General features: G+C 35.3%; 14 protein-coding genes. 2 read left to right on the top strand and 12 right to left on the bottom strand.

Going from position 1 to position 14,122, the window contains the following annotated elements; genetic code table 11:
- Window positions 1–435: 435 nt before the first annotated feature.
- Together msrB and msrA are read right to left on the bottom strand one after the other, a co-directional pair.
- Window positions 436–972, bottom strand: a complete 537-nt coding sequence (msrB, locus tag SLW70_RS16040; protein WP_320889668.1) for a peptide-methionine (R)-S-oxide reductase MsrB — start codon at window positions 970–972, stop codon at window positions 436–438.
- A gap of 332 nt (window positions 973–1,304) precedes the next feature.
- Window positions 1,305–1,922: a peptide-methionine (S)-S-oxide reductase MsrA gene (msrA, locus tag SLW70_RS16045; RefSeq protein WP_320891809.1), complete on the bottom strand. Its 618-nt coding sequence runs from the start codon at window positions 1,920–1,922 to the stop codon at window positions 1,305–1,307.
- 251 nt (window positions 1,923–2,173) lie between these two features.
- Between msrA and SLW70_RS16050 the strand changes: the two genes are divergently transcribed.
- Together SLW70_RS16050 and SLW70_RS16055 are read left to right on the top strand one after the other, a co-directional pair.
- Window positions 2,174–2,620 (top strand): UPF0158 family protein, encoded by a 447-nt coding sequence (locus SLW70_RS16050; protein ID WP_320889669.1) that lies wholly within the window; start codon window positions 2,174–2,176, stop codon window positions 2,618–2,620.
- Between the two features lie 269 nt (window positions 2,621–2,889).
- Window positions 2,890–3,276, top strand: coding sequence for a cupin domain-containing protein (locus SLW70_RS16055; protein ID WP_320889670.1), 387 nt, complete (start codon window positions 2,890–2,892; stop codon window positions 3,274–3,276).
- Window positions 3,277–3,636: 360 nt separating this feature from the next.
- Here SLW70_RS16055 and SLW70_RS16060 read toward each other — a convergent pair whose 3' ends face one another.
- The 10 genes from SLW70_RS16060 to SLW70_RS16105 all read right to left on the bottom strand — a co-directional run bounded on the left by SLW70_RS16060 (window position 3,637) and on the right by SLW70_RS16105 (window position 14,008).
- Complete coding sequence (locus tag SLW70_RS16060) at window positions 3,637–4,047, bottom strand: hypothetical protein (protein ID WP_320889671.1); 411 nt, start codon at window positions 4,045–4,047, stop codon at window positions 3,637–3,639.
- 578 nt (window positions 4,048–4,625) lie between these two features.
- Entirely contained in the window at window positions 4,626–5,162 is a 537-nt protein-coding gene (locus SLW70_RS16065; RefSeq protein WP_320889672.1) for a hypothetical protein, read from the bottom strand.
- Window positions 5,163–5,578: 416 nt separating this feature from the next.
- The gene (gene arsM, locus SLW70_RS16070; protein WP_320889673.1) at window positions 5,579–6,547 is read right to left on the bottom strand and encodes an arsenosugar biosynthesis arsenite methyltransferase ArsM; all 969 of its coding nucleotides are present in this window, start codon (window positions 6,545–6,547) and stop codon (window positions 5,579–5,581) included.
- A 99-nt stretch (window positions 6,548–6,646) separates the two neighbouring features.
- Complete coding sequence (locus tag SLW70_RS16075; protein WP_320889674.1) at window positions 6,647–7,456, bottom strand: purine-nucleoside phosphorylase; 810 nt, start codon at window positions 7,454–7,456, stop codon at window positions 6,647–6,649.
- Between the two features lie 181 nt (window positions 7,457–7,637).
- Window positions 7,638–8,690, bottom strand: coding sequence for an arsenosugar biosynthesis radical SAM (seleno)protein ArsS (gene arsS / locus SLW70_RS16080; protein WP_320889675.1), 1,053 nt, complete (start codon window positions 8,688–8,690; stop codon window positions 7,638–7,640).
- 109 nt (window positions 8,691–8,799) lie between these two features.
- Entirely contained in the window at window positions 8,800–9,135 is a 336-nt protein-coding gene (locus tag SLW70_RS16085) for an arsenosugar biosynthesis-associated peroxidase-like protein (RefSeq protein WP_320889676.1), read from the bottom strand.
- A 242-nt stretch (window positions 9,136–9,377) separates the two neighbouring features.
- Complete coding sequence (locus SLW70_RS16090) at window positions 9,378–11,996, bottom strand: hypothetical protein (RefSeq protein ID WP_320889677.1); 2,619 nt, start codon at window positions 11,994–11,996, stop codon at window positions 9,378–9,380.
- A 3-nt stretch (window positions 11,997–11,999) separates the two neighbouring features.
- Window positions 12,000–12,530 carry a DUF4402 domain-containing protein gene (locus SLW70_RS16095; RefSeq protein ID WP_320889679.1) on the bottom strand — a complete coding sequence of 177 codons (531 nt, stop codon included), beginning with the start codon at window positions 12,528–12,530 and terminating at the stop codon, window positions 12,000–12,002.
- Window positions 12,531–12,544: 14 nt separating this feature from the next.
- Window positions 12,545–13,366, bottom strand: a complete 822-nt coding sequence (locus SLW70_RS16100) for a hypothetical protein (RefSeq protein WP_320889680.1) — start codon at window positions 13,364–13,366, stop codon at window positions 12,545–12,547.
- A gap of 96 nt (window positions 13,367–13,462) precedes the next feature.
- Entirely contained in the window at window positions 13,463–14,008 is a 546-nt protein-coding gene (locus tag SLW70_RS16105; protein WP_320889682.1) for a DUF4402 domain-containing protein, read from the bottom strand.
- Window positions 14,009–14,122 lie beyond the last annotated feature (114 nt).

Raw genomic sequence — 14,122 nt, forward strand, 5'->3', positions numbered from 1 at the left:
TAGCTTTTCAAAAAACTTATATGACTTAAATGTTCAAAAATTATCTGCTTCCCGTTACTTAAATGCTCTTTAATTTCTTAAATGGTTTAATCTTCTTCTTGCTTTTCAAAAAACTTAAATGACTTATATGTTCAAAAATTATCTGCTTCCCGTTACTTAAATGCTCTTTAATTTCTTAAATGGTTTAATCTTCTTCTTGCTTTTCAAAAAACTTATATGACTTATATGTTCAAAAATTATCTGCTTCCCGTTACTTAAATGCTCTTTAATTTCTTAAATGGTTTAATCTTCTTCTTGCTTTTCAAAAAACTTATATGACTTATATGTTCAAAAATTATCTGCTTCCCGTTACTTAAATGCTCTTTAATTTCTTAAATGGTTTAAACCTCTTCTTGCTTTTCAAAAAACTTATATGACTTATATGTTTATAAATTTTTACTTCTCCTGAAATAACATAGCACCAGAGTTCATACAATAACGCAAACCTGTAGGTTGAGGTCCATCATCAAACAAATGCCCTAAATGCCCTTCACAACGCGCACAAACAATTTCGCCACGCACCATTCCAAGGCTTTTATCAACTACTTCTTTGACTCTTTTTTTATCTAAAACATCATAAAAACTAGGCCATCCAGTCCCCGATTCAAACTTAGTTTCCGAAGAAAACAAAGGTAGTTTACACCCTGCACAGAAATAATACCCTTTTTTATGGTTGTCAAAATACGGATTTCTAAACGGGTATTCCGTTCCTTTTTCTCGTAGAATATGGTATTGAGTAGCGGTCAATTCTTTTTTCCAGTCCGCATCCGTCTTAACCACTTTTTTCAAAGAAGTATCATTGAGCGATAATTTCTCTTGCTGCGGATTAGCCGTTTCAGCTAGTGCGATTCCTTCTTTTTTATTGGCCTGCATACATGCCATAAAAACAAGGAGTATAAGTGGTAAACTGATGATTTGTATGTAACGTTTCATGATTTTAAATTTTGAATTAATGAATTTATTGGACTATTAATTTAGTGTTGATTGCACTTAAAAAAGGAACACAGATTAGATAAACTAAACAGATTAGCACAGATTTTAAAAAATAAAAACATTGTGTTTTAGTTCAAACGCAGTGACCTTTGTGCTTCCTTTGTGACCTTTGTGTTTAAATAAGGAACATATTTGTAAGATATCCAAAATCTTTGTGCTCTTCGTGATTCCTTTGTGACCTTTGTGTTTAAACAAGAAACACAGATTAAAGAAATAAAAACTTAGTGCTCTTCGTGCTTCCTTTGTGACCTCTGTGTTTAAGCTTTTAACCCTTACTTCAACTTTCCTTTATAAGTCTTAACAAACTTATTAAACCTCGGTATTGAAACCCCTTTTACATAGCCTTGATTGGGGTTGTTTTTTACATAATCTTGGTGGTAGCCTTCCGCTTCATAAAAGGCCGAAATGGGTTTAACTTCTGTCACAATAGGGTTATTAAACACTTTTGCCAGAGTTAGCGCTTTGATTTTATCTTCGATAATTTTCTTCTCGCTTAGATTTCCATAAAATGCAATCGAGCGATAAGATGACCCCACGTCTGGTCCTTGTTGGTTGGGCGTCGTTGGGTCTTGAGAGGCAAAAAAAGCATCTACTAATTGAGCAAAAGATACTTTTTTAGGATCATAAAAAACCGCAACGGCCTCGGCATGACCTGTTTGATTGGTTCCAACTTGGTGATAAGTTGGATTTTTGGTCGTGCCACCTGTATAGCCAGAAATGGCTTCATCAACGCCATAAATGGCTTCAAAAACATGTTCGGTACACCAGAAACAACCTGAGGCAAAAACTGCAACGGCTTTGCCTGACTTGGCTTTAAGTGGTAATTCTTTGGTTTGTGATTGACAACTTACTATAAAAAATAAGAGGGCAAAATAAGTGAATACTTTCATCATTTCTAGGTTTTATACTAATATACGGGAGAATCTTTATTTCGGATTGTAAACGGCTGCTAAACTTTTGTTAAGCGTTTTGGAATTCCATCCGTTTAGATAGACGACAAAAATTGATATTCCTTACTTATTTTCTACTACTAAGAAATACTAATCCATAAAGAAAACTCATTACTAGTTGTAATGTTTTAAATTATGATACTATCAATTTCTTTTTTTTATATTTTTGAGATAATAATAAAGCTCCGATTATGAAACCATTTGATAAAACAACTATTCAAGAAATTGTAGACCAATTAGAATGTGGATTAAAATGCTATTGGAACTCTAAAACAAATGCCTTATTATTTATTCCAGACGAAAACAATAGTTTTATTGAAATGGAATTTTGGGAAAACGAAATCAACCAATTAGAAAATGAAGGGGATGATTTTATCGAAATCGAAAAACCAACTAGTCGGGACTCGTTCCAGATGATGGAAAGTTTTATTGAAAGTGGCATCCCTACTGCTGCTTTAAAAAAAGAACTCACAAAAGCTTTAGAACGCCCAAAACCTTTTCGAAATTTTAATGAATTAGTTGAAAACTCCCGATTTCGAGAAGATTGGTTTGCGTTCAAAAAAGACTGGATGATAAAATGGGTCGAAAGCGAAGTCGAATTTTTAATGGACAATATAGAAGAAGATTTAGAACCCTAATCCATTAATAAAAATTACTTATCCAAACTCCAAAAACTAGGTGACTCACTAAGAACCAACAGTTAACAAAACCCATCTTCTCACTCTCTATCAACACCTTTTACTTATTTAATCTTCAATTCCCCAATCAGTTCCAATTTTATTCCCTACCTTAGAGATGAAATTGAACTTTAGTTGTTACTTCAGTGATTTATTCCTGAATTCCCTAAACGACAGCATAAAAGTACCTACTTGGATAATGCTATCAAATACAACTTAAAGGAACAATTATGAAAATTGCAAAAGAAGACATTGAAATCAAAATGCAAATCCCAGGAGCTATAATTCGCCAACATACTGATTTTGGTGACGCTACAGGATTAGGTAAAATTAGTGGAGAGTATTTTAGCCTCTCTGCAGGAGTAGACACCACCCCTTTGTTTATAGGACTTGAAGGCAATTTATGTCAATCACCACATTGGGGATATGTATTGAGTGGCCAAATTACGACTACTGACGCTAAAGGCATCCAAGAAACGGTTGATGCAAAAGATTTGTTTTTCTGGCCCGCAGGTCACAATGTAAAAGTCAATGCCGATGCTGAAATTATTATGTTCAGTCCGCAACACGAACACTCCCACGTAATCAATCACATGATTGAAATGACCAAAGGGTAAACGAAAATTTTATGATTAGAAAATTAAAAGCGAATTTTTCATAAACTTCAACTGCTTTTAAGTCACAAATACTGTAAATTCCGAAGGAGTTAAATGTTTATAAAAATAGACAATCGTAGTATTCGACTCCGAAGGAATCATATCCAGAATCCTTAACAACTTTTATAAACATTTGAATCCTTCGGCTTCGTAATGCCTTATCAATTGTGGTTTACCTACTGTTGTGATCACGCAAAGCATTTACTTAGCTTTGTATTTGATAAAAAGGAAGGAGCCAAAAGTCAAGAGACTTTGAGTAGTGGAATTAATACAGGTTTCGGTATGTTGATGCCGAAACCTGTTCTCTTATTTCTGTTTATATTATTTATCAGAGGTGTAATAATTTCTAACCCATGCCTTAACTTGGTTGTCAGTCATACTATCTGCTTTTTCAACCGCTATTTTTTTATGTTGAAACTGGGAGTGCTTATCCAATAACTCTTTGTACAGTTTTTCACCTGTTTGAGCAGGACCAAAAACAACTATTGCTTCCGCATCGGCAATATTTTTCATCACATCCTTAAAGTAATCTGCTAATTGATGCTTTTCCCTTTCTAAATATTTACTGTCCTGAACAACATCTTGTGGTCCTCCTTTGAATTTTGTACCACTACCGCCTCCTATATGAAAATCTTCAACCTGAGATTCAATCGTTTCGAAACTTTCACTTCCAGACCCGATAGAAACAATTTTTGCATTTTTTTTATCAATCCAAATACCTACTTTTTTCATCGTTTTATAATTTATAGTTAATAATCACCACTTCTTCATTCCTACAGACCACAATAAACCAAAGTATTTTTCATGTTAGTATTATAAAAAACACTCTAAATATCAACAAAAACCACTTCTCATAAATTTAGTGTTTTTACTTCTATTATAAAAATTTTAACTACAATTTTTAAATATACACCTTTAATAAACAGATACTTACATAAAACCCGCCCAAAAAGAGATCATCTATGAATTAGGAAGAGTATCCACCTATAACCCAAGTGCTGTTTATATAATCTTTTAGGAAGCAACTAAAGTGAGGGTGTACTAAAGTTAGTAGAGTTTGTGAAACTGGATTTTTTTTAACCGCTAAGACGCTAAGGCGCAAGGGGAAACAATTTTATAAAAAGAAGGGTACGAAAGTCAGCGGAGTTTGTGAAACTGTTTTTTTTACCGCAAAGGCGCGAAGACGCAAGGGAAAATAAATTTTATAAAATAAGGGTACAAAAGTCAGGAGACTTTGGGACGAGTATCGTTCTTATTAACGATTTTTAAAATTGCCTCAAAGTGTGAAGACTTTGCGGAGCGGGGTATTATTAACTATTTAATTCAGGAAATTCAGTTAAACATTTCATTAATTTCTCTTCAAATATTTTTTTATCATCTTCATAATGACTCGCTAAGCATAAATAGTATTTTTTACCTTTATGTTTTTTAAAAACAATCCATTCACCTCTTAACTCCTTTTTACTCATAGCACTTGAATGCATCACATTTAAAATTACAGAAATTCCTTGGTGTCCATAATCATTACTAATTTGTTGAAATTCGTTTTGAAGTTCACGTCTAATATTTCCTTTTTTAAACCAATATTCCTTTATATTTCTAACAATAGAATAGCCATTTCCCGAATATGTCCCGTGGTGTGTTTTTGAAAATCCAATTAATACTTCTCCTGTAAAATCAGTATAATTTACTTTGTCGTTTTCAAGCAAATCAAGAATATCTATTATCTCAGACGCATTATAAAATTCAATTCTCTCATTAAATTTTTCGCCAATATTCAATCTATGTCTTGCAATTTGTTCCAATAAAAGCCGACTACACTTTCCTTCTATTAATCTAACCGACAACCTATTTTTTGTATCTAAAATTGCGCTGTCAAGATTTGCATCTTCAATTTCACTATCTTCACAATTGTTATAGTGAATTAATCTTCTGTTTTCTTGTTCAACTAAATGTTGATATATGACTTTATGAATTTCCATTAACATGAATGCTATCTAGTATATAACACCAAATATAAATACCTTTTTTCTATAAATTGTTTCGTTTTAGATATCTTTTCTTTGAAAATATCTTAAAAGCACAAATCCCCCTTTCTACCCCCGATTGAGGCGGTATCCTCGTAGCGGAGCGAAGAGATAAAGCCGAAAGCGGGAGCGATCTTCCTAAAAAAACACTAAATATTCTGGTCCTAATAATCAAAAAAACTAAAACCCTCCTAACCTTAGCCTCTTAGAACCTTAGCAACTCAGCCTCTCAAAAATTAACAACAACCACCTCCATTATAGTGAAACGTACTCTCTGAAATATAAATGTCATTGCGTCCCAAACTGGCTAGGGCGGCGGCGGTTTTGTCGCATACGGCTAGGGGTTGGTTTTTGAGTAAAGTATGGCCTTTTGTATCGTCGAAATAGGCTTCTTTACCGTAATAGATGGCGGCTTTACCAGTGAACACGCAAGGGCCATCGGCTGGCATAGGGTCTTTGATGGCGCAGACTTCGATGCTTTCGATAAAAATCAATTCATCGGTTGGATAATTTTCAGGGTCTAGGATTCGGTACGGACGGCGACCACGGATTTCGATGGTTCCAAAACCCACATCGGTCAAGGCTTTGATGTAATCGGCAATGGGAATGCTTCCGCTCAAGCACAAGGCACGGAGGTGGTCGTCATTACGCAAGGCTTCGTTCATGGGTTGCTCGCAGGTGGGGTCACTCATCACCAAGCGTCCGTGAGGCTTCAATACACGGTACATTTCTTGCAGAGCTTTCTTTAAATCTTCGGCTTTGAAGATGTTGAACAAGCAGTTTTGGGCCGCTACATCAATGCTTTCGTCCTCGATAGGAAGGTTTAAAGCATCGCCTTTTTTGAGTTCGATAAAATCGCTTTGAAACCAATCGTTTTGTTTTTCGGCTTCGAGGAAGTTTTTGCGGGAAGCTTCTAGCATTTCATCGACCACATCCACTCCCACTACACCGCCTTTTTGACGGGAGAAATAGGAGAATTGCAGTAATTCCATGCCGCCGCCCACTCCCACGTATAGCACTTTGGGATTATTGATTAAATCTTGTGCCGAGATGGTGCTTCCGCATCCGTAATTCATCTCTTGCATAATCATCGGAATCTCCAATCCTGGGAATTTCCAAATAGGTGTTGTGGTACAGCAAAGCCCCACATCAGGTGTTAAGGCTGCTTGTTTGTATAGGTCGTTGGTGGCGTTTAGGTAGCTCATGAATTTTTGTTTCAGGTTTCAGGTTTCAGGTTTCAGGTTTCAGGTTACAGGTTTCAGGTTCGTTGCGAGAACTTGGAACCTGAAACTTGAAACTAATTTTTAATTTCTAACCAAACCTTTGAAAAGCGTCACCATTTTTGGCTCTGCTTGTCCGGCGATGGCGATGATTTCGGCAATATCTACGGGTTTTAGGTTGTCAGGGTCGCACTCGTCTGTCAATACCGAAACGGCAATAACTGGCAAACGCAGATGATTGGCCACAATGACCTCTGGAACGGTACTCATCCCTACGGCATCGGCACCTATGTTGCGTAAATAACGGTATTCGGCACGGGTTTCTAGCTGTGGTCCTACGACTCCTACATAGACTCCTTTGTGTAATTTGATTCCGTTTTCCTTAGCGACTGCGATTGCTTTTTTATTCATTTCGGCATCATAAGGCGCACTCATATCTACAAAACGGTCTCCAAAATCAGATACAGTTTTGAATGCCAATGGGGAACCTCCTTGTAAGTTGATATGGTCGTCAATCAACATCATATCACCTTTTTTGTAATCAAGATTGATGGCTCCAGCAGCGTTTGAAATCAATAACTTTTGGATTCCTAAGGCTTTTAAAATTCGGATAGGAAAGGTAATTTCTTGTATCGAATAGCCTTCGTACAAATGAAAACGGCCTTGCATTACGACTACTTTCTTGCCTTCAAGAGTTCCTAAAATCAGTTTGCCCGAATGGGATTCGACAGTAGAAACAGGAAAATGTGGAATGTCACTATAATTGACCTCTTTTTCTATTTGGATGTGTTGCACTAGTTGGCCCAGTCCTGTTCCAAGTACAATTCCAAATTCGGGTTGAGTAAAGCCTTTGGATTGTAAAAAGGCTAGGGATTCTTGTATGTTGTTTTTCATTTTTTCTTTTTTTTATTTACCACAAATTACACTAATTATCACAATTATTATCTGACAAATCTGTGTTTAAAACTAATTTCACTTGGGCTCTATTAAATAATCTTAGTGAGTCTTTGTGACTCCTTTGTGGCCTTTGTGTTTAACTTTTTCTGTGTTTATCTTTGTGCCCTTTGTGGTTAAACTAGACCACTGTTCCCTGACAACTACTCCCCGCTCCAGCGGTACAACCGTAGCAGTGTTGTGAAATCACAATGTTTCTATCTTGTAAAACTTCTTGATTGAAATCGGATATGTGTTTGACCTTTGAAGCGACCTTCAGTTCTAACATTTGGTTGAAATCGCAGTCGTACAACCAGCCGTCCCAACTCACCGAAATCGTATTGGTACACATCACATTGGCAACAGCCACAGGATTAAAGGCTTCGACCAAGGCATACATATAATCTTCGTAATTATCTGAAGCGATTAAATAGTCCAGAAAACGAGAAATAGGCAGATTGGTAATCGCAAAAAGCGAATTAAAATCGATGTCAAAATCTTCTTTTAAGGCTTTTTTGAAATCGTGTTCTAAAGCCTTCTGCTCAGTGGGTAAAAAAGCACCCGATGGATTGTACACTAAATCCAATTTCAAACCAGTACCTTCTTTGCCATAACCAACTTTATTCAGCATTTGCAAAGCTTGAATCGATTTGTCAAAAACTCCATCGCCTCGTTGCTTATCCGTTTTTTCTCTTTTGTAAAAAGGCAAAGACGAGATCACATGAATGTTGTGTTTGGCAAAAAACTCGGGTAAGTCGTGGTATTTTTTATTGGCCAAAATAATGGTCAGATTGGAGCGAACTATAAAATCCTTTACTCCTAGTTTAGAAGCTTCTTCGACAAACCAACGGAAATTAGGATTCATCTCTGGCGCTCCACCCGTTAAATCTAAGGTGTTGACCTCAGTCGTTTTGAGTACCTCCAAAATCTGTTGCATGGTCTCGACCGTCATGATTTCTTTTCGGTCAGGCCCAGCATCCACATGGCAATGCGCACAGACTTGGTTGCACATATAGCCTACATTGATTTGGAGAATTTCCAACTTTCGAGGTTGCAGTGGAAACGTTCCTGCTTTTTTTATTTTATCAGCAAAAGTGGGCAAACTTCCATCTTGAAACATGCCTGTCGAAAGAATCTCGAGTTGTTTTTCGGTTTTAGAGAGTTCGCTATGTTTTGCATGTAAAGATTTGAGCATTTTTTTTAAGTATTTAGGGTTCTGAGAAGCTAAGGTTCTAAGGTTTTATAGGTTCAAATACAAAGGACTTAGTCCCTTAGAAACTTAGAATCTTAGCCCCTCAAAAAAACTACATCGAGAGTTTATCGTATTTATTCATCATTTGCACACTATGTACTAAGGTAGCACCGCCACGAATAGCCGCCGCTACATGAACCGCTTCCATCATTTCTTCTTTGGTAATCCCTCGTTTAAGTCCATCACCAGTATAAGCATCAATACAATACGGACATTGTACGGTATGTGAAACTGCCAAGGCTATCAATGATTTTTCGCGAGCAGATAAACTGCCTTCTTCAAATACTTTTCCGTAGTAATCAAAAAACTTGTCCCCTAGTTCTTCGTTCCAATCGGAGATTTTACCAAATTTTTTCAGGTCGGCTGGGTCGTAATAGGTTTTGTCCATTTTATAGTGTCTTATTGAGTTGTCTGTTTATATCCTATCAAAAATACAATCTAGAATACAAAAAGACTTAGGTTTAACTTTTATTTTTGGTTTTACCATTCTATTTTTTAAATATAGACGGATGGGAGAAACCTAAACGAAAATATAGACGATAGCCTATAGTATTCCTGACAATATAAAATAAAAAATTTCAGTACAGAACAGTACTAACGTATGATTTAAAAGTTAACCACAGAGGCTTACTATTCATTTTCTTTTAAAACAAAATCTAAACCATCAACAATATCACCGTCTTCAGATTTTTTTATGCTGAAATAACGACAAGGAGGACTTGCCGTCATATTTAGACTCTTTAACTGTTCTGGGTCGATACATGCCATATAATCACCTGGTTTAAGTCCTAAATGATATATATACCCATCCGATTCAGAAAGGGTTTGAACGACCAATTCTTTTGAATCTTTTTTATAAACCTTAACTATTATTCGAGAAAACCCTCTGACTTCATTTTCATTTTCTTTATAAACGGTACCGCTCACTTCACCCATAGGGACAATAGGTACATTAATACGTTTGAATTGGTTTGGGTCAATAATAACTTGATACAAGCGATGTTTGAATCTCCATGATATATTTTCCAAATCATTATCATTAAAGCTAATTGTATAAGCTGTAAATCCATTTAAATCTGGAATACGAACTAACAAATCGTTGTCGTTAAAAATAGGGGTAGCACCATTAATTTTAACATCCTTAATTTTTACTAAGCGTTCGTCTTTATCAAAAATTCCATTTTGATTTAAATCCAGGAAAGGATAGATTACAACTCCTCCTTTTCCTAAAGCCGAATTAGGTCCTTTGTGAATATAATTGTTTTTAGCTCCAAAAGCTAAACTCCCCTGTGCACTAGCTGAAATTATTGTATTGTCTTTACTTCTTGAAGCCGAAAAGGCAGTTCGAGCAAAAGACAAATCGTACTTATAATTAAGATTCACAAAATCTAAATTATACAATGCATTTCGTTCATAATAAGCCGAAAAAACACCTCTTAACATCCTTTTTTCAATCTCTGCTTTATAAGACATCAAAGTATTATCACTTATATTGTAACGAACAGAAGGTCTTAGTTGAAGATTATCTTTTAGTCGATACGAAAAAAACAAATCAGTAGTCATAAAAGGAGATTGAGCATCCACCCAATTGAGTTGTGACTCAGAACTTACCCCTATTTTCTTGTAATTTGCAGATAGCATCAAATTGGCAAAATTATATTGAAAGGTCTTATAGTCCAATTGAGAATAATCCAATCTAACAGAGCCGTTTACTTTACTAAATTTAATAGGAATTGATAATTTAGTTTTTAATTCTCTTGAAGCATTAAAAAAAGTAGCCGTTTGCCCCTCAACATATTTAGCATAATCAAACTCAAACAAAATATCTTTAGTAATATAATAATTCAACAAACCTCTACTTCTTACTCCATGTGCGTATTCCCCATTAAATAATAATTTGCTAAAAGGCTGAAAAGTTGCTTTAAGAAAAGGAATCATACTATTAGAAATAGTCGAAACATATTCTATTCCTCCCCCAAGCGTAAAGGTTCGGGTCAAGCCATAAAAAAACTCCCCTTTACTAAATTGAGTTCCTTTGCCGTCCTGTACAATTCCCGCAGATAAACCGTATTCAAATTCATTTTTAGGCATAATCGTATAGGGAACATTCATCTCGCGTTCCTCAACACGTTCTTCACCAGCTGGACCATAATATTTTAATGTTAAGATACTGTAGCCGTAAACTATTGGTACTTTAAATGAAAACGCTCCAGATGCATCTGCAGTGGTAAAATCAACCAAAATTTTATTGATATAAAGCTCAACTGTCCAGTTGGGGTCTGTAGTTTCATTAATGGTATAAACACCTTTAGCTTTACGAACTGTCGTTGGTGTATTACGAATAACAGCGCCTACCATTGGGGCATTAATAAAAGCAATCATAGGCACACCTATTTTACCTATTTGTGCTTGTTTGATGATTTTTTTGTCATTATCAACCCAACTCCAACGGTAGTTTAATTGCCTATTATCAAAAGTATATTGACTATTATAGTTTAAGGAAACATTGGCTTCCCCTTTTAAGAGTTCGGCTCCAAATCCCAAACCAAGTAAATTAGTAGCGGGTTCATTCAAATTGGTAAACGAAGCCATAGACCAATCAAAAGTCCCTAATTTAAAAGTATGGTAATTTCTCTTGACAAGCGTATCAAATAAGATTTCATTTTTAATTTTGGAAATATTTTTTCTGATTTTTTCCTGTCTCATCTGCTTGATAATAGGCAACTCAAAATCAGCCGATAATTTTATTGTTAGGGTTCTGAAATTAAAATCCAATTTTATCCGAAAAACATCTGAAAAAACCGTTGCATCTATATAGATGTTACCCGATTCTTTAATGATTTTATTATTTGTTTTGAAAGTTTTGTCTCCAATTCTAATAGTTCCCCTTGCAAAATCTATTGTGTATGGCTGTTGCATGTTTCCTATCACCCCCACTAGACTGATTCCTTTTTCACCCTCCTTACAGGGAATTTTAAGGGTCGAAAATAAGTCTACAACATTGATATACAAATTATTTTTATCTGAATAGACTGCATCCAAATCAAAATTACCCAAACCTTCAATAACTACGTTGACCAATAACTGTTCATAAACGGTAGGATTGGGGTCGATGGGGTCATTGGATTTTTTTAAAACCTCAGCAGAATGTACAGAAAAAGTATAACCGAAAAATAGGAGAGTAAACAAAACGTTTTTTAACCAACGAAAATAAAATTCATTTAGCTTACTAAAAGTACTTGTATTCATTACCTACTCTTGATTAAAGGTAATAAAAAAGGTTCCTGTATAGACTCCAGGAATTGCTGCACCAGGAACATTTAAGGTTCCGCCTACGCGTAAAAGGCTAACAAAATTACAATTACCATCTGTCGCGAAAACAGCACCACTAGAGCCTTTTTCAGTAGGTCCTAAATTTAGAATTAGACTTCCTCCTTCGCTACCCGAAAGGGTCACCGTTGGGTCTAAAGTAATGGTAACATTACGACCTTGGCATAATTTAATTTCAAAAATAGCAGGTTGTGCAGTCGGTGACGAATTTAACAAACCTATAGCTCCTGTCGCTGTTCTACTTCCGTTCCAGCCTACAGTAACTGTTCCTCCAGCTGCACCTGTAAGAGCAAAGGTTCCAAAATGTAAAGCCTGAGTAGCTGCCACCGTAATTGAACGTTGTGGCAAAGCCGGTTGTGAAAACACAAAAAGGTTATTTAATAACAATAACAAAACAATCGCTCCTTTTAAAGCAATATGAGTACCATTGAAATTAAATTGTTTTTGAATCATATAAAAGAATTGGCTTAATTAAGAATAATTTCGGCCTCTGTATATAGTTCTGGTTTAGATTCTTTATTGCTCAAATATCTAGCAATTATTTTTCCTTTAGGTAAAGTTTTGCTATTCAATTTATCAAGTTTAATTGTAATATATCTTTTATTGATATTGGTATACACACCAACACCATTTACAGCACCAATCTCAAAAGCTTTTCCTCTTTCAGGAACAAATTCAACTTTAATATCACCATAAACGGAATAGTTGCCCGAACGATTTAAAACCAATTTCAATATTTGATTCTTATCTTCATCAGTCACTATTTTTAAATCACTAAAATGCGCTTGAGTAGTAACCTCTCCCGTTCGAATAATTACTGGAATACTCATCCCGAAAATTGGAATTAATTGTACTCTTAACAAAGTAGAATCTCTTTCGGTTTTAGATTGTCCACGAGCAGTATAATCTTTTTCAGATCTAAAATACAGGTGTGAACGATATTCTCCTTCTTCCATATCTGCTTTACGTCTGAATTGTAAACTAATTACTTGAGATTCTTGCGGTCCGAGCGTAACTTGTCTTGGAAAGATTCGAAGATAAGGTTCGGCAATTTTTTGACCCTGAACTGGGTCTTTTAAATCAACAAAACTCCCATCTTCTTTCATGTTTTTATTTACAAATGAAATAGAATAGGTTGCAGGTTCAGTTCCTGTATTGACAACACTTAACTCTTGTCTTTGTTTATTTCCTTCAAATATTACGCGAGTAGGGGTAACTAATAAATCCCCTTGTGCTTTTACTTGCACAATCAAACCTAAAAAAAACAATCCAAACAATATTCTTTTCATACAGTCTTTATCTATGAACAAATTTAAAATCCAGAATTTAAAAAAGGGGAAAAACATATTTATTGCCTTTCCCCTATCTTGTAATTGATTTAGTTTTTAGTTGTAATCAACACTTACATTAAATGTACCAGCATAGATTCCTCCCGCTTGCGAATTTGCAACAGTCAAAGTTCCTCCTAATTTAAAGCTATCAGTTCCTGTAGGGCTTAGTGTGCTTGTTACCGCATCATCACTAGCTCCATTAAATCTTGCTTTCAAATCACTGATAGTCATCGTAGCCGTTCCGTCAATAGTTTCAGTTACTGTTATTGTTGAAGGCAACGTTAAAGCATAAGTTACATTCTTTGTTCCAGTTACATTATAAGCCGCATTAGTTGCCAAAGGTGCAACAGCAGAGGCAGAAACTCCTCCAGTAAAACTACGTGTCGTATTATTTGATGGTAAAACTACAGTTCCTGAAGCTCCTGATAAAAGGTTTATTGTACCAAAATGCAAAGCCGAAGTTTGTGTCAATGACATTGGTATAATCAATTTTGCTCCTGCAGTTGTTCCTGTAACTGTCGCCGAAGTCTGAGCTTCTACTTTAGTCATTAATCCAGAAATTAAAAATACTACTACAAGTAATAATCTGTTTGTTTTCATTTTTTAGGTTTTTAAATTTGGGGTTTAATATTATTTTTTTGATTTGTTTATTTGTTTGTAAAACTTATTCCTGACAAAATCAGTGGTAAGCCTTAAAGACAGTGCAATATTAAG

It is taken from the genome of Flavobacterium sp. NG2, from assembly GCF_034119845.1.
Classification (GTDB): domain Bacteria; phylum Bacteroidota; class Bacteroidia; order Flavobacteriales; family Flavobacteriaceae; genus Flavobacterium.

What these genes read in the sequence shown, in the direction of transcription:
- msrB (WP_320889668.1), bottom strand. Translation starts at nt 972, where the DNA reads ATGAAACGTTACATACAAATCATCAGTTTACCACTTATACTCCTTGTT.
- msrA (WP_320891809.1), bottom strand. Translation starts at nt 1,922, where the DNA reads ATGAAAGTATTCACTTATTTTGCCCTCTTATTTTTTATAGTAAGTTGT.
- SLW70_RS16050 (WP_320889669.1), top strand. Translation starts at nt 2,174, where the DNA reads ATGAAACCATTTGATAAAACAACTATTCAAGAAATTGTAGACCAATTA.
- SLW70_RS16055 (WP_320889670.1), top strand. Translation starts at nt 2,890, where the DNA reads ATGAAAATTGCAAAAGAAGACATTGAAATCAAAATGCAAATCCCAGGA.
- SLW70_RS16060 (WP_320889671.1), bottom strand. Translation starts at nt 4,047, where the DNA reads ATGAAAAAAGTAGGTATTTGGATTGATAAAAAAAATGCAAAAATTGTT.
- arsM (WP_320889673.1), bottom strand. Translation starts at nt 6,547, where the DNA reads ATGAGCTACCTAAACGCCACCAACGACCTATACAAACAAGCAGCCTTA.
- SLW70_RS16075 (WP_320889674.1), bottom strand. Translation starts at nt 7,456, where the DNA reads ATGAAAAACAACATACAAGAATCCCTAGCCTTTTTACAATCCAAAGGC.
- arsS (WP_320889675.1), bottom strand. Translation starts at nt 8,690, where the DNA reads ATGCTCAAATCTTTACATGCAAAACATAGCGAACTCTCTAAAACCGAA.
- SLW70_RS16085 (WP_320889676.1), bottom strand. Translation starts at nt 9,135, where the DNA reads ATGGACAAAACCTATTACGACCCAGCCGACCTGAAAAAATTTGGTAAA.
- SLW70_RS16090 (WP_320889677.1), bottom strand. Translation starts at nt 11,996, where the DNA reads ATGAATACAAGTACTTTTAGTAAGCTAAATGAATTTTATTTTCGTTGG.
- SLW70_RS16095 (WP_320889679.1), bottom strand. Translation starts at nt 12,530, where the DNA reads ATGATTCAAAAACAATTTAATTTCAATGGTACTCATATTGCTTTAAAA.
- SLW70_RS16100 (WP_320889680.1), bottom strand. Translation starts at nt 13,366, where the DNA reads ATGAAAAGAATATTGTTTGGATTGTTTTTTTTAGGTTTGATTGTGCAA.
- SLW70_RS16105 (WP_320889682.1), bottom strand. Translation starts at nt 14,008, where the DNA reads ATGAAAACAAACAGATTATTACTTGTAGTAGTATTTTTAATTTCTGGA.